The organism is Streptomyces sichuanensis, from assembly GCF_020328095.1.
In the GTDB taxonomy this organism is placed as follows: Bacteria; Actinomycetota; Actinomycetes; order Streptomycetales; family Streptomycetaceae; genus Streptomyces; species Streptomyces cinnamoneus.
Genome location: NZ_JAIXMK010000054.1, coordinates 17,971 through 42,074, shown reverse-complemented (window position 1 = coordinate 42,074; position 24,104 = coordinate 17,971). Strand labels below are relative to the sequence as shown.

At 69.4% G+C, this 24,104-nt stretch carries 19 protein-coding genes; 11 read left to right on the top strand and 8 right to left on the bottom strand.

Translation table 11 applies throughout. The features are described 5' to 3' along the window. Positions 1-61 precede the first annotated feature (61 nt). Positions 62-2,692, bottom strand: coding sequence for a transglycosylase domain-containing protein (locus tag LE181_RS17545; RefSeq protein WP_225662235.1), 2,631 nt, complete (start codon positions 2,690-2,692; stop codon positions 62-64). A 417-nt stretch (positions 2,693-3,109) separates the two neighbouring features. Here LE181_RS17545 and LE181_RS17540 point away from each other — a divergent pair, with 417 nt between their 5' ends. The 4 genes from LE181_RS17540 (at position 3,110) to LE181_RS17525 (ending at position 6,832) form a co-directional block, all read left to right on the top strand. After that, entirely contained in the window at positions 3,110-3,697 is a 588-nt protein-coding gene (locus LE181_RS17540) for a PadR family transcriptional regulator (RefSeq protein ID WP_225662234.1), read from the top strand. 49 nt (positions 3,698-3,746) lie between these two features. Beyond that, complete coding sequence (locus LE181_RS17535; protein ID WP_225662233.1) at positions 3,747-4,829, top strand: inositol-3-phosphate synthase; 1,083 nt, start codon at positions 3,747-3,749, stop codon at positions 4,827-4,829. A gap of 95 nt (positions 4,830-4,924) precedes the next feature. Next, positions 4,925-6,193: an MFS transporter gene (locus LE181_RS17530; protein WP_225662232.1), complete on the top strand. Its 1,269-nt coding sequence runs from the start codon at positions 4,925-4,927 to the stop codon at positions 6,191-6,193. Positions 6,194-6,304: 111 nt separating this feature from the next. Beyond that, the gene (locus tag LE181_RS17525; RefSeq protein ID WP_225662231.1) at positions 6,305-6,832 is read left to right on the top strand and encodes an LppU/SCO3897 family protein; all 528 of its coding nucleotides are present in this window, start codon (positions 6,305-6,307) and stop codon (positions 6,830-6,832) included. A 107-nt stretch (positions 6,833-6,939) separates the two neighbouring features. Here the strand turns inward: LE181_RS17525 and LE181_RS17520 are convergent, their stop codons facing one another. Next, on the bottom strand, positions 6,940-8,400 hold the full coding sequence (locus LE181_RS17520) for a CCA tRNA nucleotidyltransferase (protein ID WP_225662230.1): 1,461 nt from the start codon (positions 8,398-8,400) through the stop codon (positions 6,940-6,942). Between the two features lie 209 nt (positions 8,401-8,609). Between LE181_RS17520 and LE181_RS17515 the strand changes: the two genes are divergently transcribed. The 7 genes from LE181_RS17515 to trxA all read left to right on the top strand — a co-directional run bounded on the left by LE181_RS17515 (position 8,610) and on the right by trxA (position 18,196). After that, positions 8,610-10,943 carry a DUF6049 family protein gene (locus LE181_RS17515; RefSeq protein ID WP_225662229.1) on the top strand — a complete coding sequence of 778 codons (2,334 nt, stop codon included), beginning with the start codon at positions 8,610-8,612 and terminating at the stop codon, positions 10,941-10,943. 45 nt (positions 10,944-10,988) lie between these two features. Continuing rightward, entirely contained in the window at positions 10,989-13,274 is a 2,286-nt protein-coding gene (gene murJ / locus LE181_RS17510; protein ID WP_225662228.1) for a murein biosynthesis integral membrane protein MurJ, read from the top strand. A gap of 109 nt (positions 13,275-13,383) precedes the next feature. Beyond that, complete coding sequence (locus tag LE181_RS17505; protein ID WP_225662227.1) at positions 13,384-15,066, top strand: protein kinase family protein; 1,683 nt, start codon at positions 13,384-13,386, stop codon at positions 15,064-15,066. Between the two features lie 34 nt (positions 15,067-15,100). Continuing rightward, positions 15,101-15,790 carry an RNA polymerase sigma factor SigM gene (gene sigM / locus LE181_RS17500; protein WP_225662226.1) on the top strand — a complete coding sequence of 230 codons (690 nt, stop codon included), beginning with the start codon at positions 15,101-15,103 and terminating at the stop codon, positions 15,788-15,790. Further along, positions 15,787-16,737 (top strand): zf-HC2 domain-containing protein, encoded by a 951-nt coding sequence (locus tag LE181_RS17495; protein WP_225662225.1) that lies wholly within the window; start codon positions 15,787-15,789, stop codon positions 16,735-16,737. The genes sigM and LE181_RS17495 overlap by 4 nt, the downstream gene beginning before the upstream one ends. 117 nt (positions 16,738-16,854) lie before the next feature. Further along, positions 16,855-17,823, top strand: a complete 969-nt coding sequence (gene trxB, locus LE181_RS17490) for a thioredoxin-disulfide reductase (protein ID WP_225662224.1) — start codon at positions 16,855-16,857, stop codon at positions 17,821-17,823. A 46-nt stretch (positions 17,824-17,869) separates the two neighbouring features. Next, complete coding sequence (gene trxA, locus LE181_RS17485) at positions 17,870-18,196, top strand: thioredoxin (protein ID WP_225662223.1); 327 nt, start codon at positions 17,870-17,872, stop codon at positions 18,194-18,196. Between the two features lie 55 nt (positions 18,197-18,251). Here trxA and LE181_RS17480 read toward each other — a convergent pair whose 3' ends face one another. The 6 genes from LE181_RS17480 to yidC all read right to left on the bottom strand — a co-directional run bounded on the left by LE181_RS17480 (position 18,252) and on the right by yidC (position 24,101). Continuing rightward, positions 18,252-18,869 (bottom strand): GNAT family N-acetyltransferase, encoded by a 618-nt coding sequence (locus LE181_RS17480; RefSeq protein ID WP_225662222.1) that lies wholly within the window; start codon positions 18,867-18,869, stop codon positions 18,252-18,254. Positions 18,870-19,179: 310 nt separating this feature from the next. Then, entirely contained in the window at positions 19,180-20,319 is a 1,140-nt protein-coding gene (locus LE181_RS17475) for a ParB/RepB/Spo0J family partition protein (RefSeq protein ID WP_225662221.1), read from the bottom strand. Next, a complete protein-coding gene (locus tag LE181_RS17470; RefSeq protein ID WP_225662220.1) occupies positions 20,316-21,368 on the bottom strand; it encodes a ParA family protein in 1,053 nt (350 codons plus the stop codon). The genes LE181_RS17475 and LE181_RS17470 overlap by 4 nt, the downstream gene beginning before the upstream one ends. A 248-nt stretch (positions 21,369-21,616) precedes the next feature. Next, complete coding sequence (gene rsmG / locus LE181_RS17465) at positions 21,617-22,333, bottom strand: 16S rRNA (guanine(527)-N(7))-methyltransferase RsmG (RefSeq protein ID WP_190108160.1); 717 nt, start codon at positions 22,331-22,333, stop codon at positions 21,617-21,619. 137 nt (positions 22,334-22,470) lie between these two features. Continuing rightward, positions 22,471-22,998: a Jag family protein gene (locus tag LE181_RS17460; RefSeq protein WP_225662219.1), complete on the bottom strand. Its 528-nt coding sequence runs from the start codon at positions 22,996-22,998 to the stop codon at positions 22,471-22,473. Next, complete coding sequence (gene yidC, locus LE181_RS17455; RefSeq protein ID WP_225662218.1) at positions 22,998-24,101, bottom strand: membrane protein insertase YidC; 1,104 nt, start codon at positions 24,099-24,101, stop codon at positions 22,998-23,000. Before yidC ends, LE181_RS17460 begins: the two co-directional genes overlap by 1 nt. Between the last annotated feature and the right edge of the window lie 3 nt (positions 24,102-24,104).

The following is a 24,104-nucleotide window of genomic DNA, read 5'->3' as shown; positions in this document are numbered from 1 at the left end:
GAATGCGGAGCGGCCCTCGGAAAGCCCTGCTCAACCGGTCTGCACCGGATTCATACGATGATCAGCCGCCGGGGCCGCCGAACAGTCCGCCACCCGCCGGCCGGGTCGGCCCGGGCGTCGGCGACTCACCGGGATCACCACCCGTACCGCCGTTGCTTCCCGCACCGCCGGGCTTGCCCCCGTTGCCGCCGCCGGTGCCGCCGGGCTTGCACTTGCGGTCGAAGAAACCGCAGCTCGGGCTCGGGGACGGGGTGCCGGAGGGAGACTTCGACGGGGAGGGCGAGGTCGAGGCCGACGGCGACGGAGAGGTCGAGGCCGACGGCGCGGCGCTGGGCGCGGGGCTCGCCCCGTCACCGAAGACCTTCTCACCGATCGGCTGCGGCGCGTCGAACTGCAGCACGGGCTGGCCCTTGAGCGCCTTGCCCATGTAGTCGGCCCAGATGTCCGCCGGGAACGACGCACCGTGGATCGTCGGCTTGCCACCCACGCCGCGCATCGACAGGAACTCCTGCTTCTTGGCATTGGGGTCGACGCGGTACATGCCGATCGCCGTCGACAGCTGCGGGGTGTAGCCCGCGAACCAGGCGGAGCGGTTGCCGTCGGTCGTACCCGTTTTGCCCGCCGCCGGGCGGTCGGGGAGCTTCGCCGAGGTGCCGGTGCCCGACTCGACGACGGTCTTCAGCACGTCCGTCACGTTGTTCGCGACGTTCGCGTCGAATGCCTGGGCGCTCTTCTCCTCGTGCTGGAAGGCGGTCCGTCCGTCCTTCTCCACCTTCTCGACCGAGTAGGGGTCGACCTGCTTGCCACTCGCCGCGAACGTCGCGTACGCACCCGCCAGCCGGATCGCGCTGGGCGCCGATGTGCCGAGCGAGAAGGTGGGGGTGATCGAGGCCAGCTGGTCCTTGTCCAGGCCGGCCTTCAGCGCGGCCTCCCGGACCAGGTCGGTGCCGACGTCCATGCCGAGCTGGATGAAGGGCGTGTTCGTGGAGAACTGCATGGCCGTCCGGAGGCTGACGAGGCCCTTGTCCTCGTCGCCGTCGTTCGGCTGGTGCCACTCCTGGCCGTTCTGGTCGTGCCAGACCTTGCCGCTGTAGTCCCTCAGCGTCAGCTTGTTGTTGCCGTTGTAGATGCTCTCCGGCGACACGATGGTGCGCTGGCTGAGGCTCTGCTGCGGCCCGAGGCGCGGATTGCGCTTCCCGTTCGTCATCGCGGCCGCCAGGACGAACGGCTTGAACGTGGAGCCGACCTGCACACCGGTGTAGTCGGAGTTGTTGGTGAAGTGCTCCAGCGCGTTCTCACCGCCGTAGATGGCGACGATCTTGCCGGTCTTGGGCTCCACCGAGGCGCCGCCGAACTGGACGAACTGGTCGACCTCGCGGACCTGCGGCTTGATGTTCGCCTTGCGCACATCCTCGACCGACTTCGCCAGCGCGTTCACCTTGTCGCGGTCGAAGGTGGTGTGGATCTGGTAGCCGCCCTTGTCGAGCTCGGCCTTGCTGATCCTGGAGTGGGCGACGATGTAGTTGTCGGCGAGGTCGGTGAGGTAGCCGATCTGCCCGGCCCGGTTGGTCGCCGGCTTGGGCTTCTGCACCTTCGGGAAGCCCTGCTGGACCCACTTGTCGCGCTCGGCGGCGTCCATGCGGCCCACCTGCACCTCACGGTCCAGCGTCCACTTCCAGCGTTCGGTGGCCCGCTTGGTGTTCTTCTCCGGGGTCGCCGCGGGACCCTGGCCGCCGAACGGGTCGTAGAGGTTCGGACCGTTCAGCGTGGCCGACAGGAACGCGCTCTCGCTCGGCGTCAGGTCCTCGCAGTCCTTGTCGAAGTACGCCCGCGCCGCCGCCTGGATGCCGTAGGCGCCGCGTCCGTAGTAAGCGGTGTTGAGGTAGCCGGCGAGGATGAAGTCCTTGTCCTTGGTGGCGCCCACCTTCACGGAGATCAGCAGCTCGGTGGCCTTGCGCTTGAGCGTCTGCTCCTGGCTCAGGTACGTGTTCTTCACGAACTGCTGGGTGATGGTCGAACCGCTCTGCGTCTCGCCGCCCTGCGCCATCTTCACGACGGCCCGGGCGATGCCCATCGGGTCGACGCCCCAGTCCTTCTCGAAGCTGGCGTTCTCGGCGGAGATCACCGCGTTCTGCATGGACTTCGGGATCTGGGAGATCTGCACGATCTGCCGGTTGAGGCTGCCGCCACCGGCGACGACCATCTGTTTGCCGTCGGCCCAGTAATAAACGTTCTTCTGGACGACCGACGCCTTCTGCGCGCTCGGGACCTGGACGACCGCGAGCGCCACGCCCACGATGCCCAGGACCAGTCCCACGAGCGAGACGGTCAGGCCCGTGACGAGCTTCCAGGACGGCATCCAGCGCCACGCACCGGTCTTGCCCGCGCGCGGGTAGTCGATGAACCGCTTCGTCGCCGGGCGGCCGTTGTCCCTGCGCCCCCGGCCCGGCCCCCCGGGACCGGAGTCCGGCGATCGTCTGCGGCCGCCGGCGCCCGCGCTGCGCTGAACCGCGCGGCGGGTGTCGGTCCGGCTCCCTTGCCGGGACTCCTCGCCCCGGCCGTGTCCCGGTCCGGCCGGGTTGTTGCTTGATGGTGCGGCGCGGCGGCCGGACATGGGCTGCTGGCCGGCACGACGGGCCGCGGAACGTCCGCCGCCCTGAGGCGGCGGCGGCTTGCGGCGGTGCTCGCTCATCGAACGACTACTCCTCGGGCAGGCGCTATCGCCTGACAGCGGCAGGTGGCTTGCGGTCCCCCCGACGTGCGATCCGGCTGTCCCCCCGAGCCACGGGCCGCACTGCATACGGGACGAGGACGCCCCAGGACGTCACCCGGTTCCCAGTGATTTGCATGGCGCACAGACTACGCACGGCCAAATCACGCCCACTGCGGATGTTCACTCCAAATCAGGCCGCTTGTGTCCCACGAATCGGTGATGTGACCTCGTTCACCGTGCCCCCTCTTGTCGCGGCGGGACGCCCGTTCTATCGTCTGGATGTATCGAGTCGATACATCAGCTCGCCACATCAGCCCGACACATCAGGTCGGCATAAGGGACCAATAAGGATTAGGGATCACAAGGACTAGGCTGTGGGGGACAAGGAGGCGAAAAATGAGCAGACGCTCCGGCATCCTCGAATTCGCCGTCCTCGGCCTGCTCCGAGAGTCCCCGATGCACGGCTACGAGCTGCGCAAGCGCTTGAACACCTCACTCGGGGTGTTCCGTGCGTTCAGCTACGGCACCCTCTACCCCTGCCTGAAGTCCCTCGTGGCGAACGGCTGGCTGGTCGAGGAGCCCGGGAACGCTCCGGAGGACGCCCGGGCGGCGTCCTTGGCCGGACGGCGGGCGAAGATCGTCTACCGCCTGACGGCAGAGGGCAAGGAGCACTTCGAGGAGCTGCTCGCCCACACGGGTCCGGACGCGTGGGAGGACGAGCACTTCGCCGCCCGCTTCGCGTTCTTCGGACAGACCTCGCGGGACGTGCGGATGCGGGTGCTGGAAGGCCGCCGCAGCCGTCTGGAGGAGCGTCTGGAGAAGATGCGCGCCTCCCTGGCCCGCACCCGGGAGCGGCTGGACGACTACACCCTCGAACTTCAGCGCCACGGCATGGAATCCGTGGAGCGCGAGGTCCGCTGGTTGAACGAGCTGATCGAGAGCGAGCGGGCCGGGCGTGACAAGCGCAACGGTCCGGACCAGTGAGCTCTGCACTCCGCAGAGCTTCGTCGAGTACAAACAGGGAGCAACCGGAATGGGTTCGGTTCGCGTAGCGATCGTCGGTGTGGGCAACTGCGCCGCCTCGCTGGTGCAGGGCGTCGAGTACTACAAGGACGCCGACCCGAACGGCCGCGTGCCGGGTCTGATGCACGTGCAGTTCGGCGACTACCACGTGCGTGACGTCGAGTTCGTCGCTGCCTTCGACGTCGACGCGAAGAAGGTCGGCCTCGACCTCGCGGACGCCATCGGTGCCAGCGAGAACAACACCATCAAGATCTGCGACGTGCCGCAGACCGGTGTCACCGTCCAGCGCGGCCACACCCTCGACGGCCTCGGCAAGTACTACCGCCAGACCATCGAGGAGTCCGCCGAGGCCCCCGTCGACGTCGTCCAGGTCCTCAAGGACAAGCAGGTCGACGTCCTGGTCTGCTACCTCCCGGTGGGTTCCGAGGACGCTGCGAAGTTCTACGCGCAGTGTGCCATCGACGCCAAGGTCGGCTTCGTCAACGCCCTCCCGGTCTTCATCGCGGGCACCAAGGAGTGGGCGGACAAGTTCACCGAGGCCGGCGTCCCGATCGTCGGTGACGACATCAAGTCGCAGGTCGGCGCCACCATCACGCACCGCGTGATGGCCAAGCTGTTCGAGGACCGGGGCGTCATCCTGGACCGCACGATGCAGCTGAACGTCGGCGGCAACATGGACTTCAAGAACATGCTGGAGCGCGACCGCCTGGAGTCCAAGAAGATCTCCAAGACGCAGGCCGTCACCTCGCAGATCCCCGACCGCGAGCTGGGCGAGAAGAACGTCCACATCGGCCCGTCCGACTACGTGGCCTGGCTGGACGACCGCAAGTGGGCCTACGTGCGCCTTGAGGGCCGCGCGTTCGGCGACGTCCCGCTGAACCTGGAGTACAAGCTGGAGGTCTGGGACTCCCCGAACTCCGCCGGTGTCATCATCGACGCCGTCCGCGCCGCGAAGATCGCCAAGGACCGCGGCATCGGCGGCCCGATCCTCTCCGCTTCCTCGTACTTCATGAAGTCGCCGCCGGTGCAGTACTTCGACGACGAGGCCCGCGAGAACGTCGAGAAGTTCATCAAGGGCGAGGTCGAGCGCTGATCACGCTCGCTCGGGGCTGAAGAAGCCCCTGCGCCTCACCACTGGTCCCCGGGTCATCCACCCGGGGACCAGTGTGTTGTGTGAGGCTGTGGAGCATGCCTGTTGTGCGTGATCTTCGCGTTCTGCTGGCACTGCGCGCTTTTCGCCGTCTGCTGACCGTCAGACTCCTCTCCCAGGCCGCCGACGGCGTTTACCAGGTCGCGCTCGCCGCGTACGTCGTCTTCTCCCCCGAGAAGCAGACGTCACCCACGGCCATCGCCTCCGCCATGGCGGTGCTCCTCCTGCCCTACTCCCTGCTGGGCCCCTTCGCGGGCGTCCTGCTGGACCGCTGGCGCCGCCGGCAGGTCCTCCTCCACGGCAACGTGTTGCGGGCCGCGCTGGCCACCGGCACGGCGCTGCTCATCGTCGCCCGGGTGCCCGACTGGCTCTTCTACGCCTCCGCCCTCTCGGTCACCGCCGTGAACCGCTTCGTGCTCGCCGGGCTCTCGGCGGCCCTGCCACGCGTCGTCGACTCCCCCGACCGTCTGGTCATGGCCAACTCCCTCTCCCCGACCGCCGGCACCCTCGCGGCAACGGCGGGAGGCGGCCTCGCCTTCGCCGTGCGCCTGGCCGCTCCCCGGGGCGGCGGGGCCGACGCCTGGGTCGTCCTCCTGGGCGCGGTGCTCTACCTGTGCGCCGGCCTCGCCTCCCTGCGCATTCCCGTCGGGCTGCTGGGCCCTGACGCCTCGGTACCCCGCACCCGGGTGCGTACGGCACTGACGGTCACGACGCGGGGCCTGGTTGAGGGGCTGCGCCATCTGGCGGAGCGCCGCACCGCCGCCCGGGCGCTGGCCGCGATGACGCTGATGCGCTTCTGCTACGGCGCGCTGACGGTCACTCTGCTGATGCTCTGCCGGTACGCCTGGGCCGACGACGACGCGGAGGGCCTGAGGTTGCTGGGCTACGCCGTGGCCGCGTCGGGGGCGGGGTTCTTCGCGGCGGCCCTGGTCACCCCCTGGGCGGTCGAGCGGTGGGGGCGGCTGGGCTGGATGGCGGTCTGCGCGGCGAGCGCGGCGGTACTCGAACCCACCCTCGGGCTGCCCTTCGAGCCCGAGCCCATGCTGGCCGGCGCCTTCGTCCTGGGACTGACGACCCAGGGCGCCAAGATCGCCACGGACACCGTGGTGCAGGCGTCAGTGGACGATGCCTTCCGGGGGAGGGTCTTCTCGCTCTACGACGTGCTGTTCAACGTCGCCTTCGTGAGCGCCGCGGCGGTGTCCGCCCTGATGCTTCCGCCGGACGGACGGTCGGTGGGGCTGGTGGTAACGGTGGCCGTTATCTACGCAGCAATTACTGCTGCTATGGCCTGTTTTCGCCGCCGATAAGTGTTACATCAAGGCCACAGGGCGGCCATGAGCTGCAGAAATGTCATGGACACCGGATACGTTACGGGCTGCATTTCACGACCGGATCTCGCTCAGTCCGAAGGGTTTCCCGTGACCACTCCGCCGCCCAACCAGAACCCGTACGCCCCCCAGGGCGGCAACCCGTGGGGCCAGCAGCCGCCCGCACCCGGCCAGCAGCCCGGCCCTTACGGTCAGCAGCCGCCGGCGGCTCCCTACGGCCAGCAGCCCGCCTCGCCGTACGGCCAGCCCGGCGGCTGGCAGCAGGCACCCGTGCCGCCGCCCGCCCCGCGTCGCTCCGTGAAGAAGATCCTCCGGAACATCGTGCTGCCGATCCTGGGTCTCATAGTGGCGGGCGGGGCCTGGCTGTTCGGCAAGGGGGACGACACCACCAAGCTGGCGGTGGGCGACTGCCTGCAGAACACCGGCACCTCCACCAAGCCGTCGATCGAGAAGCTGGACTGCACCGACGCCAAGGCCACGCACAAGGTGCTGAAGAAGGTGGACGGCTCGACCCTTGCGCAGCTGGCATGCACCAACGTCGACGGCACCATTGCGGCGCTCACGTGGAAGGAGCGCTCGGACAGCTTCACGCTCTGCCTGGGCAGCAGCAAGAAGTAGCGAGCGCGACAGACCGGACGTGCCGAGGGCGGTGTTTCACGTGAAACACCGCCCTTCGCCATATCCACCCTCCGGTGATGTTTCACGTGAAACATCACCGTGGTCCCTCAGCCCTGCTGCTGGGCCCACCACTCCTTGAGCACGGCAACGGCGGCGTCCCGCTCCATCGGGCCGTGCTCCAGCCGCATCTCCAGCATGTGCTTGTACGCCTTGCCGATCTGCGGGCCGGGGCGGAGACCCAGGATTTCCATGATCTCGTTGCCGTCCAGGTCGGGCCGGATGGAGTCGAGCTCCTCCTGCTCCTGCAGGCGGGCGATGCGCTCCTCAAGCCCGTCATAGGCCCGGGAGAGCGCATTGGCCTTGCGCTTGTTCCGCGTCGTGCAGTCGGAGCGCGTGAGCTTGTGCAGCCGGTCCAGCAGCGGGCCGGCATCGCGCACGTAGCGGCGCACGGCCGAGTCGGTCCACTCGCCGGTGCCGTAGCCGTGGAAGCGCAGGTGCAGCTCGACCAGCTTCGAGACGTCCTTGACCAGGTCGTTCGAGTACTTGAGCTTGGTCATCCGAGCCTTGGTCATCTTTGCGCCCACCACCTCGTGGTGGTGGAAGGAGACCCGGCCGTCCTTCTCGAAGCGGCGTGTCTTCGGCTTGCCGATGTCGTGCAGGAGGGCGGCCAGCCGCAGCACGAGGTCGGGTCCGTTCTCCTCCAGGTCGATGGCCTGCTCAAGAACGATCAGCGTGTGCTCGTAGACGTCCTTGTGGCGGTGGTGCTCGTCGCGCTCCAGGCGCAGCGCCGGCAGCTCCGGGAGGACCAGCTTGGCGAGCCCGGTGTCGACCAGAAGCTTGAGCCCCTCACGGGGGTGGTCGGAGAGGACCAGCTTGTTCAGCTCGTCGCGGACCCGCTCGGCCGAGACGATCTCCAGGCGATCGGCCATCTCGGTCATGGCGGTGACCACCTCGGGCGCCACCTCGAAGTCCAGCTGCGCGGCGAAGCGTGCGGCTCGCATCATGCGCAGCGGGTCGTCGGAGAAGGACTCCTCAGGGGTGCCCGGGGTGCGCAGAACGCGGGCGGCCAGGTCCTCCAGGCCGTTGTGGGGGTCGACGAACTCCTTCTCCGGCAGCAGGACGGCCATGGCGTTGACGGTGAAGTCGCGGCGGACCAGATCTTGCTCGATGGAGTCGCCGTAGGAGACCTCCGGCTTGCGGGAGGTCCGGTCGTACGCTTCCGACCTGTATGTCGTGACCTCGATGTCGAAGTCGGATTTGCGGCATCCCACGGTCCCGAAGGCGATGCCGACCTCCCAGACGGCGTCCGCCCACGGACGCACGATCTTCAGCACGTCCTCCGGACGGGCGTCCGTGGTGAAGTCCAGATCGTTGCCGAGCCGGCCGAGCAGCGCGTCCCGCACCGACCCGCCGACCAGAGCAAGCGTGAAGCCTGCGTCCTTGAATCGGCGAGCGAGATCGTCGGCTACGGGGGACACCCGCAGGAGCTCGCTCACGGCACGGCGCTGCACCTGGGTGAGCTCGTTCGTCGACGGCGGGGTGTGGCTGTCATTGTTGGCGTTCGGCACAACAGAAGAGGGTACGTGTCCGCGCGGGCCCGGGCCTCCTCGTTATCGGGCGCTTCGCGACAGCTCTCACAAAGCAGGCGCAGCCCGGACAACGGAGCCGACGGCGATCTTGTAGTGCGGTCCGCAGCACTTCGTCACAGCGGGCCTCGTTACCATTCGTGGACGCACCATCCGACGACCACTGACGACGACGAGGGACGGGCGAGCGCGTGGCCGAGGCGGCAGAGGTCCAGGGGGCCTTCGAGGGGACAGTGCCCGCTCCTGCCTGCCGGTGGTTCCGGCACGTCGCAGTGCTCCTCGCCGGGGTGCTGGTGTTCATGGGTCTGGTCCAGGTGCCGACGGCCCCCGCCGCTCACGCCGACTCGGCCGGCCCCCGCACGGCCGACGTCTCCATCGACACGGTGACGCCCGTCGCGCCCAAGCAGGACGACACCCTGACCGTCTCGGGCACGGTCACCAACAACGGGAAGTCGACGATCACCGGCGCCCATGTGGGCCTGCGGGTCGGTCCGCAGATCACCACGCGCAGTGACATCGACGACCTCGGCGACCGGACGGCCTTCTCCCCGGGCACCGACGGCTCCGAGGTGGGCGGCAACCACGCACAGAAGCTCGACCCGATGGCCCCCGGCGTCCGTCGTGATTTCACGCTGACGGTCCCGGTCAAGGACCTCTCCCTGGGCAAGGACGGCGTCTATCAGCTCGGCGTCACGCTCTCCGGTCAGTCCGGCGGCCAGTCGTACGAGCAGGTGCTGGGAATCCGGCGGACGCTGCTGCCCTGGCAGCCGTCCGCGGTCGAGGGCAAGAAGACGCAGCTGACGTTCCTGTGGCCGCTGGTGTCCGCCACGCACCTCACCGCCCGCACCGAGTCGAACCAGCAGCAGACGCCGATCTTCCCCAACGACGCCCTGGCGGCGGAGCTGGCCCCGGGCGGCCGGCTGCAGCAGCTGGTGACGCTGGGCAAGGGGCTGCCGGTCACCTGGGTGATCGACCCGGACCTGCTGGCCACGGTCGAGGCGATGACGAAGAGCTACAGCATCGCCGGGCCGAACGAGCAGACCACCCCCGGCAAGGGCCAGGCGGTCGCCAAGCAGTGGCTCAACCAGCTCCAGGAGGCCGTCACCGGCCGCCAAGTGGTGGCGCTGCCCTTCGGTGACCCCGACCTCGCCTCGCTGGCCCACCGGGGCAAGGACGTCTCCGGTGCCCTCAGCCACCTCCAGTCCTCCACCGAGCTCGCCGCGACCACCGTGGACACGATCCTCGGTGTGAAGCCGCGCACGGACTTCGCCTGGCCGGTGGACGGCGCCGTCGACACCTCGATCGTGGATGTGGCCACGTCCGCCGGGGCCCACAACGTCATCGCCCGCAGCGACAGCCTCCGCGAGCCCGGAGGCTCCCCCTACGCCCCGACGGCGGCCCGGCAGATCGGCGGCGGCAACACGGCCGTCGTCGCGGACGCCCGGCTGTCGACCGCCTTCCAGGGCGAAACGGTCCGGGGCGACGACTCCTCGCTCGCCGTGCAGCGGTTCCTCGCCCAGAGCCTCATGGTGACCAAGCAGGCTCCCGAGAACGAGCGCAGCATCGTCGTCGCCCCGCAGCGCATGCCCACGTCGAGCCAGGCCCAGGCCATGGCGACGGCTCTGCGGGCGCTGTCGGACGGCCGCTGGACCCAGCCCCTCGACCTCGGCGACGCGGCCAGGGCACAGCCCGACCCGGCTGCCAACCAGCAGGTGCCCGGCCCCGGCGCGTACCCGGACTCCCTGCGCTCGCAGGAGCTGACCACCGAGGCGTTCCAGGCCATCCAGCGGACCCAGAGCAGCCTGGACGCCTTCAAGGTCATCCTGACCGCGCAGGACCGGGTCGTGACGCCTTTCGGCAGCGCGATCATGCGAGAGATGTCGACCTCGTGGCGCGGCAACCCCAAGGGGGCCGCGGCCTTCCGGGACGCCGTGCAGTCCTACCTGGACCAGCTGACCCGCCAGGTGCACCTGATCAAGAAGTCGGACGCGACGCTCTCCGGCCGCAGTGCGACGATCCCCGTGACGGTGCAGAACGGCCTGCTGCAGGGAGTGCAGGGCCTGCGGCTCGTCCTCACCTCCAGCCAGCCGAACCGTCTGAAGATCGACGCCTCGCAGCCGGTCGAGGTGGCGGGCGGCCGACAGCAGTCCGTGAAGTTCGAGACCCGCGCCAACGCCAACGGTCCGGTGCAGGTGACGGCCCAGCTCTATGCGGACGACGGCCAGCCCTACGGCGAGTCGATGACCTTCACTGTGCATGTCACGTCCATCACCCCTATGGTGCTCCTGGTCATCGCCGGTGGTGTCCTCCTCCTCGTCCTCGCAGGTCTGCGCATCTACATCCAGCGGAAGCGGGCAGCAGCCCGTAAAGCCGCAGGTGGCGGACCTGACGACGAAGACGGGGGAGACTCGGGCGACGACGGTGGGCCGGACGACGGCCGACCCGAGCAGCCGGGTGATCCGGCCGCGGAAACCGGAGCGCGGAACGGTGACCCGTCCGGCTCAGGTGAGAAAGTGGAACGTTGACGTGTTGTGGGGCCGGCAGGCCGCGGACGATGAGGTGGGGTAGCGATGAGCGCGCCGTACGACGGTGACCGCGGTCAGGGCGCGGGCGGTGAACAGCGGGGTCAGTACCCGGCGAACCCGCCCGTGCCCGACCCGGCGCACCAGGGCCCGTACCCCCGGGACCCCTACCTCCGTGATGCCTACGCGTCCGATCCCTACGCCGCGCACGACCCGTCCGCGCAGAATCCGGTGACCGACGCGCTCTACGACCGCGCCACGCCTCCGCCGCCGCCCGGCGCCTACCAGCAGCCGCCTGCGCCCCCGGTCGCCTCCGATCCGCGGATGTGGGCACAGCCCCAGGCGCCGCAGGCGCCGGGCCAGCAGCCCTACCCGCCGCAGCAGCCGCAGACACCGCAGCACCAGGCCCACGGCCGCCCGTACGGCGACAACGACGCCACGCAGCTCATGGGCGTGAACGACGTCATGGGCGGACCGACGGTCCCCGCACCGGGCGAGCAGCCCCAGCGGGACGCCTTCGCGCACCTTTTCCGCGACCAGCAGCAGCCGTACGAGCCCCAGCGCCCGTCGGACCGGCAGTTCCCGCCGCCGGGCCCGTACGTGCCGCCGCCCGTCCAGCCACCGGCGACCGAGCCCGCGACGGAGCCGGAGGCAGCCGTCCCCGAGACCCCGGCGCCCGCCGCGGCGAAGGGCGGCAAGGCGGCAGGCATCCTGAAGTCCAGTGCGCTCATGGCCGCGGGCACGATGGTCTCCCGCATCCTGGGCTTCGGGCGCAACCTCGTCATGGCGGCCGCGATCGGCGTCGGCACGCTCAACGACGGTTACCAGGTCGCCAACACCCTGCCGACGATGATCTACATCCTGGTCGGCGGCGGTGCCCTCAACGCCGTCTTCATCCCGCAGCTGGTGCGCGCGATGAAGAACGACGACGACGGCGGCGAGGCATACGCCAACCGGCTCCTCACCCTCGTTGTGGTGCTCCTCGCGGGCGTGACCACCGTCTGTGTGCTCGGCGCGCCGCTCTTCATCCAGATGATGTCGCCGACCATCGCCGCCGATCCCGCGCGGATGGACGTGGCGGTCGCCTTCGCGCACTACTGCCTGCCCACCATGTTCTTCATGGGCGTGCACGTCGTCCTCGGCCAGATCCTCAACGCGCGCGGCAGGTTCGGCGCGATGATGTGGACCCCGGTCCTCAACAACATCATCATCATCGCCACGTTCGGCGCCTTCATCTGGGCCTTCGGCCCCGCGTCGCAGAGCCACGTCAGCTCTGCCACCATCACGCCCGAGGGCGTCCGGCTGCTCGGCATCGGCACGCTGCTGGGACTGGTCGTACAGGCCCTGTCGATGCTGCCCTACCTGCGGGACGCCGGCTTCCGGATCCGGCCGCGCTTCGACTGGCGCGGCCAGGGCCTCGGCAAGGCCGCCGGGCTCGCGAAGTGGACGTTCTTCTTCGTCCTGGCCAACCAGCTCGGCCTGGTCGTCGTCACCCAGCTCGCCACCAAGGCGGGCGCGCTCGCCGAGAAGGCGGGTTACGAGGGCACCGGCTTCGCCGCCTACCAGTACGCACTCCAGCTCTGGCAGATGCCGCAGGCCATCATCACCGTCTCGGTCATGACCGCCGTCCTGCCCCGCATCTCGCGCGCCGCCCACGACGGCGACGTCTCGGCCGTGCGGGACGACCTCTCCCACGGTCTGCGCACCTCGGCCGTCGCCATCGTGCCGTGCGCCTTCATCTTCGTGGCGCTCGGCGTTCCGATGACCACGCTGATGTTCGGCAGCGGATCGGGGGAAGCGGCCGCCACCAACATGGGCTTCATCCTCATGGCCTTCGGCCTGGGCCTGATTCCGTACTCCGCGCAGTACGTCATCCTCCGTGGCTTCTACGCCTACGAGGACACCCGCACCCCCTTCTACAACACGGTGATCGTCGCCGCCGTCAACGCGGGCGTCTCGGCCCTGAGCTTCTTCATCCTGCCCTCCCGCTGGGCCGTGGCCGGCATGGCCGCCGCGTACGGCCTGGGCTACGCGGTCGGCGTGGGCGTCGCCTGGCGTCGTCTCAAGGCCCGGCTGGGCGGTGACCTGGACGGCTCGCGCGTCATCCGCACCTACACCCGTCTCACCGGTGCGTGCATCCCCGCCGCCCTCGCCGCCGGCGCCGTCGCTTACGGAATCGGTCAGGTTCTGGGCAGCGGCATCGCCGGATCGCTCGCTGCGCTTGTCGGTGGCGGACTCGTCCTGATCGCTGTCTTCTACATCGCGGCGAAGCGGATGCGGATCGAGGAGCTGACCGCCATGGTCGGTATGGTCCGCGGTCGGCTCGGTCGCTGACCGGAGCACAACCTTCGCCCGCTGCCGCGTGTCGTGCATAGCGCCGGACTGTGGGCACAATTGTCTTGGCTGTGGACAGTGCGCAACGGATGGGGAGGCAGGGACGACGGTGGCGGAACGGAGCACGGCTGCCGTCGACGTGGCCGACAACAGCGGCGAGCAGCCACTGACCGCCGCGGCGGACAAGGCCACGACCGACGGGGCGGCGGCCGGTAAAAGGGTCAGCACGCACAAGAACACCGAGCGCGCGGGAAGCGAAAGCACCGCGCGCGACGCACACCCGCCCGAGTTGCACAGCGGCCACAAGCTCGCCAGAAGGTACCGCCTGGAGGAGTGCGTCACCCGTCTGGAGGGATTCAGCAGCTGGCGCGCCGTCGACGAGAAGCTGCGGCGCGCGGTCGGCGTCCACCTGCTCCCCGCCGACCACCCCCGGGCCCGTCAGGTCCTCGCCGCCGCCCGCTCCGCCGCCCTCCTGGGTGACCCGCGCTTCGTTCAGGTCCTCGACGCCGTCGAGGAGAACGAGCTCGTCTACGTCGTCCACGAGTGGCTGCCCGACGCCACCGAGCTGACGCCGGTCCTGGCCTCCGGCCCGCTGGAGCCCCACGAGGCGTACCAGCTCGTCAGCCAGGTCTCCCAGGCCATGGCCGCGGCCCACCGGGAGGGCCTGGCGCACCTCCGCCTCAACCCCGGATCCGTCCTGCGCACCGGGACCGGTCAGTACCGCATTCGTGGTCTCGCCGTGATGGCCGCGCTCCGCGGCATCACCTCCGAACACCCCCAGCGGACCGACACCGAGGCCATCGGTGCGCTCCTGTACGCCGCGCTCACCCAGCGCTGGCCGTACGACAGCAACGCCCACGGCCTCTCCGGCCTCCCGAAGGGCGTCGGGCTCATCGCTCCCGACCAGGTCCGCGCCGGAGTGCACCGGGGCCTCTCCGAGCTCGCCATGCGCGCCCTCGTCAACGACGGGGCCACCGCCTCGCGGCAGGAGCAGCCCTGCACCACGCCGGAGGAGCTGGCGAAGGCCGTCGCCGCGATGCCGCGCATCAGGCCACCGGAGCCGGACTTCACGACCCCGCCGCCCTATCCGCGGCCCCCGGGCGTCCGCAACGGCGGCCCGGTGCCCCCGCCCGTGGTGCCGCCGCCCCCACTGCAGAGCCGCACCGGTCGCGCCCTGAAGTGGAGCGTCTCGGCCCTGCTCATCGCGGCGCTGGGCCTGGGCAGCTGGCAGCTCGCGGACACGCTCCTGAAGGACGGCGAGAAGGACACCCCGCGTTCGCAGTCCTCGGGGGACGACAATGCGCTGAGGCCCACGAACAAGCCGATCCGCATCATCAACGGAGCCGAGTACTCGCCTGACGGAAATCCCCAGGACAAGGACCCCGTCAGCAACACGTACGACGGCATCGCCGCATCTCACTGGCGCACGCGGTCCTTCACCGACGGGCCGGTGATCACCAAGTACAAGAGCGGCATCGGGATCGTCTACGACCTGGGGACGAATCAAAAGGTCAGTGCTGCCACGCTGGACCTTCGGTACGGCGGCGACCGCACCAGCGCCACGCTCTACGCTGCCGACTCGCTCAGGCCCAAGGGGTCGCCGTCGAGCATGCGGAAGCTGGCGGAAGGCAGCACGTCCGAGAAAACGCTGAAGCTCTCCGTCGCCAAGCCGACGGAGGCGCGATATGTCCTTGTGTGGATCACTGCGATGCCCTACTCGCCGCACGACAACGAAACGTACAGCGGGGACGGGTACAAGCAGGCCATCAAAGAAGTGAAGATCACCGGCTGACCGAGGGCGCGTCGCTCAGGGGGAGGGCTCGACGTTGGACGACGTCACGCATGCCGGCACTGGCGATGCCGAGCTCCTCGCCCTGCACATCAAGGGCGACCCCGACGCCTTCGGCGAGATAGTGCGGCGCCACCGCGACCGGCTGTGGGCGGTGGCGCTGCGCACCCTCGGGGACCGGGAAGAGGCCGCGGACGCCGTGCAGGACGCCCTGGTCTCCGCCTACCGGGCCGCCCACACCTTCCGCGGTCAGTCCGCCGTCACCACCTGGCTGCACCGCATCACGGTCAACGCCTGTCTGGACCGGGCCCGCAAGGCCGCCTCCCGCCGAACGGCACCGCTCGCCGAGACCGAGCGGCTTGAGCAACTCCTCGAACCCCACGAAGCCGCCGACGCCCCCGCCGAGCGCGGCGACCTCCACCGGGAGCTGATTCAGGCGCTGGCAAAGCTGCCGCCGGACCAGCGGGCCGCTCTGGTCCTCGTCGACATGCAGGGCTATCCGGTCGCCGAGGCAGCCGCCGTGCTGGACGTGCCGACCGGCACTGTGAAGAGCAGATGCGCCCGGGGGCGGGCCCGGCTGTTGCCGATGCTCACCCATCTGCGCCCGGATCGCAGGGGTAGCCCCCCTCTTGACAGGGAAAGGAACCGGTCGCAGGGGACGTCCGTCCCACCACCGGCAGGACAGAGCGATGCAGATCCAGTGAAGGGCGGAGGTGGGCGAGCGTGACTTCGAGGACCGGCACGGATGGACACCCGGAGGTCGCGGAGATCTCCGCACTGACCGAAGGTGTCCTCTCCCCTGCGCGGACGGCGGACGTCCGTGAGCACCTCGCGGACTGCGAGCTGTGCGAGGACGTACGGAGCTCGCTGGACGAGATCCGCGGAATGCTGGGCACGCTGCCCGGGCCCGTACGCATGCCGGCCGACGTTGCGGGACGCATCGACGCCGCCCTGGCGGCAGAGGCCCTGCTCGACGCAACGGCGCCGGAGACCACCGCCGATGTTTCACGTGAAACGGCGCCGCAGGAATCCACCGCACGAGTCGCGGCACCGTCCGCCCGCGCCGCTGTTTCACGTGAAACCGCACCTCGCGCGACCCCCGGTCGCCCCGCAGGGCGCCCCCGCGCCACCACCGGCCCGGGCAAGCAGGCGCCCCTGGCCGCCGGCCCGCGTCCTCGGCCCGGTCGAACACGCCGCTGGCCCCGGGCGCTGCTCGGCACCGCCTGTGCGGCCGCCGTCATCGGTGTGGGCGGCTTCTTCCTGCAGCAGAGCGGAGACGACGACCCCAGCGCCGGCTCACCCGCACCGGGCAGCAGTCAGTCGGCTCCGTCCACCCTTGCCGTCGGCGACCTCGGAGCACATGTACGGGATCTCCTGCGGTCCTCCAAGGGTGCCGAATCCCGCGGCATGAGTGCCCAGAGCTCGCCGGAGACGACATTGCGTGGCTCCGGTGTGATCGCCCCGGGCTGCGTCCTGGAGGGCATCGGACGAACGGAGCAGGCCCTGGCCACCCGCCAGGAGAAGTACCAGGGCGAGGACGCCTACCTCGTGGTCCTTCCGCATCCCACCGACGCCTCGCTCGTTGACGCCTATATGGTCGCGGCCGCGTGCGACACGACCTCGCCTTCGGCGCCGGGAAAGGTGCTGATGAACAAGAGTTTCTCGCGCGACTGACCCTTGCCCCGTACGTGCTGTCGTCCCGGCCGGGAATGCTCGCCCCGTAGGATCCGTTGGGTGGGGTGAGACCCAGCAAGGACCAAACAGCTGTCGGCAGAGACAAGGAAGACACCCGTGAGCGACGTCCGCAACGTGATCATCATCGGCTCCGGGCCCGCGGGCTACACGGCCGCGCTCTACACCGCCCGTGCCTCCCTGAAGCCGCTGGTTTTCGAGGGCGCCGTCACCGCCGGTGGTGCGCTGATGAACACCACCGATGTGGAGAACTTCCCCGGGTTCCGTGAGGGCATCATGGGCCCCGACCTGATGGACAACATGCGGGCCCAGGCCGAGCGCTTCGGCGCCGAGCTGATCCCTGACGACATCATCGCCGTCGACCTGAGCGACGAGATCAAGACCGTCACGGACTCCGCCGGCACCGTCCACCGCGCCAAGGCAGTGATCGTCACCACCGGCTCGCAGCACCGCAAGCTGGGCCTGCCCCGCGAGGACGAGCTGTCCGGCCGTGGTGTGTCCTGGTGCGCCACCTGCGACGGATTCTTCTTCAAGGACCAGGACATCGCCGTCATCGGTGGTGGCGACACCGCGATGGAGGAGGCCACCTTCCTCTCGCGCTTCGCCAAGTCCGTCACCGTGGTCCACCGCCGCGACACCCTGCGCGCCAGCAAGGCGATGCAGGAGCGCGCCTTCGCCGACCCGAAGATCTCCTTCATCTGGGACAGCGAGGTCGCCGAGATCCACGGCGAGAACAAGCTCTCCGGCCTGACCCTGCGCAACCTCAAGACCGGTGAGTCCTCCGAGCTTCCGGTGACCGGTCTGTTCATCGCCATCGGCCACGACCCGCGCACCGAGCTGTTCAAGGGCCAGCTGGAGCTCGACGACGAGGGCTACCTGAAGGTCGACGCCCCCTCGACCCGCACCAACCTCACCGGTGTGTTCGCCGCCGGTGACGTCGTGGACCACACCTACCGCCAGGCGATCACCGCCGCCGGTACGGGTTGCTCCGCCGCGCTCGACGCCGAGCGCTACCTCGCCGCGCTCTCCGATGGCGAGAGCGTCCGGGAGCCCGAGAAGACCCCCTGACCCACCCCACCCCCTCCCCACGCAGAGCAGATTCAAGGAGACCTCAGTGGCTCTCAAGACCGTGACCGACGCGTCCTTCGACGAGGACGTCCTCAAGAGCGACAAGCCCGTCCTGGTGGACTTCTGGGCCGAGTGGTGCGGCCCGTGCCGCCAGATCGCTCCTTCGCTTGAGGCGATCGCCGCCGAGCACGGCGACAAGATCGAGATCGTCAAGCTGAACATCGACCAGAACCCGACCACTGCCGCCAAGTACGGCGTGATGTCGATTCCGACGCTCAACGTCTACAAGGGCGGCGAGGTCGTGCAGACCATCGTCGGCGCCAAGCCCAAGGCCGCCCTGGAGCGCGAGCTCACGGACTTCATCCACGCCTGAGCGGACTCGAAAAAGGCGCGCTGTTTCACGTGAAACAGCGCGCCTTTTTCATGCCCTACAACGGCCGGAGCGCGGGCTCCTTCTGCACCGCCCCCAGCAGCCGGTCGAGAGCCAGCTCGACGTCCTCCTTCCAGGAGAGCGCCGTACGCAGCTCCAGCCGCATCCGTGGATAGCGCGGGTGCGGCCGCACGGTCTTGAAGCCGACGGCCAGGAGATGGTCGGCCGGCAGTACACACGCCGGCTCCTTCCAGCGGGCGTCCCCGAACGCCTCGATCGCCTTGAACCCTCGACGCAGCACATCCTTGGCCACGGTCTGTACCATCACCCGGCCCAGCCCCTGCCCCTGATAGGAGGGCGTCAGCCAGGCGGTCATCAGCTGCACCGCGTCCGCAGCGACCGGGCTGGTGGGAAACGCGGTGGAGCGGGGCACATAGGCGGGAGGCGCGTAGAGCACGAAGCCGACCGGTGCCTCGTCGACGTAGACCACCCGGCCGCAGGAACCCCACTCCAGGAGCACGGCGGAGAGCCAGGCTTCCTTCTCCAGCTCCGGGCGGCCCGCTCTCAGCGCGGCTTCGCCGCTGACGGGGTCCAGCTCCCAGAAGACGCAGGAGCGGCAGCGCTTGGGGAGGTCCGGGAGGTTGTCCAGCGTGAGCGGTACGAGCCGACGCCCCATGCAGCCAGTTCCTCACTTCCGTCGCGTGCCACGCTCCGGGCGGCGTTCAGCGCGCCGAACTCCTTGAGAAGACTGCCGACGAATCCGCCGACTGCTCCCAGGCTCAGGCCCGCGGCCACCAGTCCGGTCCGGCTCACCGTTCGCATGGCCCCGCCCCTCCGTGAACCGAGTCCAACGTGGATGTGCCATACCTCAACGCATCGTATCGGCCGGTGGATCAGGCGGATAGCGCGACAAGGCAAAGGGCGGGTTGTGTCCACGCAAGGTTCCACGTGAAACACGACCCGCCCCGGGCGATGCCGTCACTGCTCTACTGCGCGGTGTCCTCGTCGCCGGAGAGCTTCTGCTCCAGCACGCGCCCCTCGCCGGGAGCCAGCGTGCTCAGGATCCGCTCCAGATCGTCCATCGAGGCGAACTCGACGACGATCTTCCCCTTCTTCTGCCCCAGGTCCACCTTCACCCGGGTCTCGAAGCGGTCCGACAGCCGCGAGGCCAGATCCGTCAGCGCGGGGGAGACACGGGCGCCGGCCCGCGGGCCCTTGGACTTGCCCGAGCTCTTGGTCCGCGACCCCATGAGGGTCACGATCTCCTCCACCGACCGGACCGAGAGCCCCTCGGCCACGATCCGCTTGGCGAGCCGCTCCTGCTCCTCGGCATCGTCCACGGAGAGCAGGGCCCGGGCATGGCCGGCGGAGAGCACCCCGGCAGCCACCCGCGTCTGGACCGTCGGCGACAGCTTCAGCAGCCGCAGCGTGTTGGAGACCTGCGGACGCGAGCGCCCGATGCGGTCCGCCAGCTGGTCATGGGTGCAGTTGAAGTCCTTGAGCAGCTGGTCGTAGGCGGCTGCTTCTTCCAGAGGATTCAGCTGGGCCCGGTGCAGGTTCTCCAGCAGCGCGTCCAGCAGAAGCTTCTCGTCGTCGGTCGCCCGGATGATCGCGGGGATCCGCTCCAGCCCGGCCTCCCGGCAGGCCCGCCAGCGGCGCTCACCCATGATGAGCTCATAGCGGTCCGACGTCAGGCGGCGCACCACGACGGGCTGCAGCAGTCCCACCTCGCGGATGGAGGCGACCAGTTCGGCGTGTGCGTCATCGTCGAACACCACCCGCGGCTGCCGCGGGTTGGGCGTGATGGAGTCCAGCGGCAGCTCGGCGAAGTGCGCCCCTGCCACCTCCTGCAGGGCCGCATCGCGGGCCGCCCCCGCGGCTGCTTCCGTTTCACGTGAAACGGAAGCAGCGTTCTCGGCCTCGCCCAACCGCGTGAGAGTGGCCTCGTTCACGGGCAGCGTGGTCACCGTTCCGGTGGCCGGTCCCCGGTCGGCCGTCAGCACCGGCACCGCGGTGGGGGACGTCGTACCGGGCCCGACCGCCGGTCCGCTCTTCTCCGCCGCCTTCGGCGCCGGCGGGATCAGCGCACCGAGCCCCCGGCCCAGTCCTCTACGTCGCTCACTCACTGAAGCCCCTCCGACATACTGTGCTGGTCTTGCTGTTGCTGGCGGCCCACCGTGTGAGCCCTGGTGCCGTCGTAGTGGACACCGATCCCCCGCAGCGCGATCTCCCGGGCCGCCTCCAGGTAGGACAGCGCACCGCTGGAGCCCGGGTCATAGGTGAGAACCGTCTGGCCGTAGCTCGGCGCCTCGGAGATACGGACCGACCGCGGAATGCTGGTCCGCAGCACCTCCTGGCCGAAGTGGGTGCGCACCTCGTCGGCCACCTGGGAAGCGAGCCGCGTCCGGCCGTCGTACATCGTCAGCAGGATCGTCGACACATGGAGCTTGGGGTTGAGGTGCCCCCGCACCAGCTCGACGTTGCGCAGCAGCTGGCCCAGGCCCTCCAGCGCGTAGTACTCGCACTGGATGGGGATGAGCACCTCTGCGCCGGCGACCAGGGCGTTGACCGTCAGGAGGCCGAGCGACGGCGGGCAGTCGATGAGGATGTAGTCCAGCGGCTGCTCATATGCCTTGATCGCCCGGTCGAGCCGGCTCTCCCGGGCCACGAGCGAGACCAGCTCGATCTCGGCGCCGGCCAGGTCGATCGTGGCGGGGGCACAGAAGAGGCCCTCCACCTCCGTCACCGGCTGCACCACGTCCGAGAGCTGCTTGTTGTCGACGAGGACGTCGTAGATGGACGGCACGTCGGCGTGGTGGTCGATGCCCAGTGCCGTCGAGGCGTTGCCCTGGGGGTCGAGGTCGATGACCAGGACCCGGTTGCCGTGGAGCGCCAGAGAAGCCGCCAGGTTCACCGTGGTCGTGGTCTTACCGACCCCGCCCTTCTGGTTGGCGACGACCATGACCCGGGTCTGCTCCGGCCTGGGCATCGGGTGTGCCACCGTTCCACGTGAAACGGGAAGGCCCGCGGGCACGGGGGCGGGGACAGCCACTGGTTCGGAGTCAGCGGGGCGGGGGCCGGGGACCGGGTCGGTCATCGGCCCCGCAATATTGGCGTCGGACCGCAAGGATTCACTCTCCTCGACATCAGGCTCGCAATGCACAGAGCCTGCCATGCTTTCGGGGTCGTGAACCAGCGAGGCCCGTTCTCCTGTGGATGAATCCCGTGGGCCTGTGGATGAACCCACGTTCTCGACCGGTCGGCGGTCGCGCGGCGCGGCGGCCGCACGGCTGCGGCCGATGATTCCATGCAGCAGGGAGCGATGTTTCACGTGAAACACGATGCATGGCACGCCGCGCTACCGAGCCGCGACACTCCGTTATGGGTAGTTTTGCCAGCTTGTATGGAGCATTCGCCCCGGCGTCATCGCCGGCGGCGCGACCGTCCGGCCCTGGCGGCCTTCGCCCGCTTCGCCGCGAACCGCACGCCGCCGGGGCTCTCCCCGACCTCGACGCGCACCACGGTGGACAGCGGGTCGACCACGCCTTCACCGACCTGCAGCACGGAGGTCCGGACGACCCCCAGCTTGCTCAGGGCGGCGCGGGCGCTGTTGAGCTCCTCCTCCGCGGTGTCGCCCTTCAGGGCCAGCATCTCGCCGTAGGGGCGCAGCAGCGGCACGCCCCAGCCCGCGAGCCGGTCCAGCGGCGCCACGGCCCGGGCGGTGACCACATGCACCGGGTCGACCTTGCCGAGCATCTCCTCGGCGCGGCCCCGCACCACGGTGACGTGGTCCAGGCCGAGCAGCTCCACGACCTCCTGCAGGAAGGTCGTACGGCGCAGCAGCGGCTCCAGCAGGGTGATCTGCAGGTCGGGGCGGACGAGGGCCAGCGGGATGCCGGGCAGTCCGGCGCCCGAGCCCACATCGCACACCGAGACGCCGTCGGGCACGGCCTCGGAGAGCACCGCGCAGTTCAGCAGGTGCCGCTCCCACAGCCGGGGAACCTCACGGGGGCCGATCAGACCACGCTTCACACCCGCGTCGGCGAGCAGTTCCGCGTAGCGGACGGCCTCCGGAAAGCGGTCACCGAATACCGCCCGCGCCGCCGCGGGCGCCGGGGGGAGCTCCGCTGCCTCTTCCACGGGGAACCGTCCTTCCGTACAACGTTTGTGTGGATCTCCGGCGCCCTCTCTCGGTACCGGAGTCTGAATATCAGGCTGACAAGGATCGGCCCCGCCTGCGAGCAGACGGGGCCGTACACACCTGGACGTGGGACAGGTCAGGCGGGGAGGACGACCACGCGGCGCTGCGGCTCCTCGCCCTCCGACTCGCTGCGCAGGCCGGCGGCGGCCACCGCGTCGTGGACGACCTTGCGCTCGAAGGGGGTCATCGGGTCCAGCTTGACGGGCTCGCCGGTGCTCTTGGCCTCCTGGGCGGCCTTGGCGCCCAGGCCCGCGAGCTCCTCGCGCTTGCGGGCCCGGAAGCCCGCGATGTCCAGCATCAGACGGCTGCGGTCGCCGGTCTCCCGGTTCACCGCGAGGCGGGTCAGCTCCTGGAGGGCCTCCAGGACCTCACCGTCGCGGCCCACCAGCTTCTGCAAGTCGCGGCTGGTGGAGTCGCTGATGATCGACACGGAGGCGCGGTCGGCCTCGACGTCCATGTCGATGTCGCCGTCGAGGTCGGCGATGTCCAGCAGCCCCTCAAGGTAGTCGGCCGCGATCTCGCCCTCCTGCTCCAGGCGGGACAGCGTGTCGGTGCCCTCGGCGGCGGTCTGGGGCTGCGTGTCCGTCACGGTGGACTCCTTCATTACTTCTTCGATGGGTGCTTGGGCCGCTGCGGGCCGCCCTTGCGCTGTCCGGACTTGGCGCTGCGGGAGGAGCCGGCCTGCTTGCCCTTGGCAGCACCGGTCTGCTCGTCCTGCTGCTTCTCCAGCGTGGTCTTCTTCGCCGTGCCGGTGCCGGCCTGAGGCTGGCCCGTGCCCGCGAGCTGACGCTTGGCCTTCGGCTGGCGCTTCGGCTGCTGGCGGGCCGCACGGGCGGCCTCGGCGACCTTCCGGGCCTCGGCCTCGGCCGGGTCCTCCTTCAGCTTGCCCTTGGCCCGCAGGCGCTCCTGGCGCTGCTGGAAGGCGAGGCTGCCGGGGGTGGGGTTACGGCGGATGACGAACATCTGCTGGCCCAGGGTCCACACGTTGGTGGTCAGCCAGTAGACGAGGACACCGACCGGGAAGTTGATGCCGAAGACGGCGAACATGATCGGGAAGACGTACATCAGCATCTTCTGCTGCTGCATGAACGGCGTCTTCACCGTGAGGTCGACGTTCTTCGTCATCAGCTGGCGCTGCGTGTAGAACTGCGACAGCGACATCAGGACGATCATGATGACCGTGACGACGCGGACGTCGGTCAGCGTGGCGCCGAGCGATTCGACCTTGCTCGCGCTGTCCATGAACTTGGACGCGATCGGAGCGCCGAAGATGTGCGCCTTACGGGCGCTGTCGACCAGGGACTGGTCCAGCACGCCGACCTCGTGGCCGCCGGCGATCTTGTTCAGCACCTGGTAGAGCGAGATGAAGAACGGCGACTGGGCCAGAATCGGGAGGCAGCTCGAGAGCGGGTTGGTGCCCGACTCCTTGTAGAGCTTCATCATCTCTTCGGACTGGCGCTGCTTGTCGCTCTTGTAGCGCTCCTGGATCGCCTTCATCTTCGGCTGGAGCGCCTGCATGTTCCGCGTGGCCTTGATCTGCTTCACGAAGAGCGGGATCAGGCAGATACGGATCAGCACCACCAGCGAGACGATGGACAGACCCCACGCCGCGCCACTGTCCTTGTTGAAGATCAGGCTGAAGAACGAGTGGAACTGGACGATGATCCAGGAAACGGCGTAGTAGAGAGGATTCAGGATCGTGTCCACGAA

Bases quoted from the DNA above. Each gene is read 5' to 3' on its own strand.
- murJ (WP_225662228.1), top strand. From the start codon at position 10,989: ATGAGCGCGCCGTACGACGGTGACCGCGGTCAGGGCGCGGGCGGTGAA.
- LE181_RS17470 (WP_225662220.1), bottom strand. From the start codon at position 21,368: ATGGCAGGCTCTGTGCATTGCGAGCCTGATGTCGAGGAGAGTGAATCC.
- LE181_RS17460 (WP_225662219.1), bottom strand. From the start codon at position 22,998: ATGAAGGAGTCCACCGTGACGGACACGCAGCCCCAGACCGCCGCCGAG.
- LE181_RS17530 (WP_225662232.1), top strand. From the start codon at position 4,925: ATGCCTGTTGTGCGTGATCTTCGCGTTCTGCTGGCACTGCGCGCTTTT.
- LE181_RS17480 (WP_225662222.1), bottom strand. From the start codon at position 18,869: ATGGGGCGTCGGCTCGTACCGCTCACGCTGGACAACCTCCCGGACCTC.
- LE181_RS17535 (WP_225662233.1), top strand. From the start codon at position 3,747: ATGGGTTCGGTTCGCGTAGCGATCGTCGGTGTGGGCAACTGCGCCGCC.
- LE181_RS17545 (WP_225662235.1), bottom strand. From the start codon at position 2,692: ATGAGCGAGCACCGCCGCAAGCCGCCGCCGCCTCAGGGCGGCGGACGT.
- LE181_RS17540 (WP_225662234.1), top strand. From the start codon at position 3,110: ATGAGCAGACGCTCCGGCATCCTCGAATTCGCCGTCCTCGGCCTGCTC.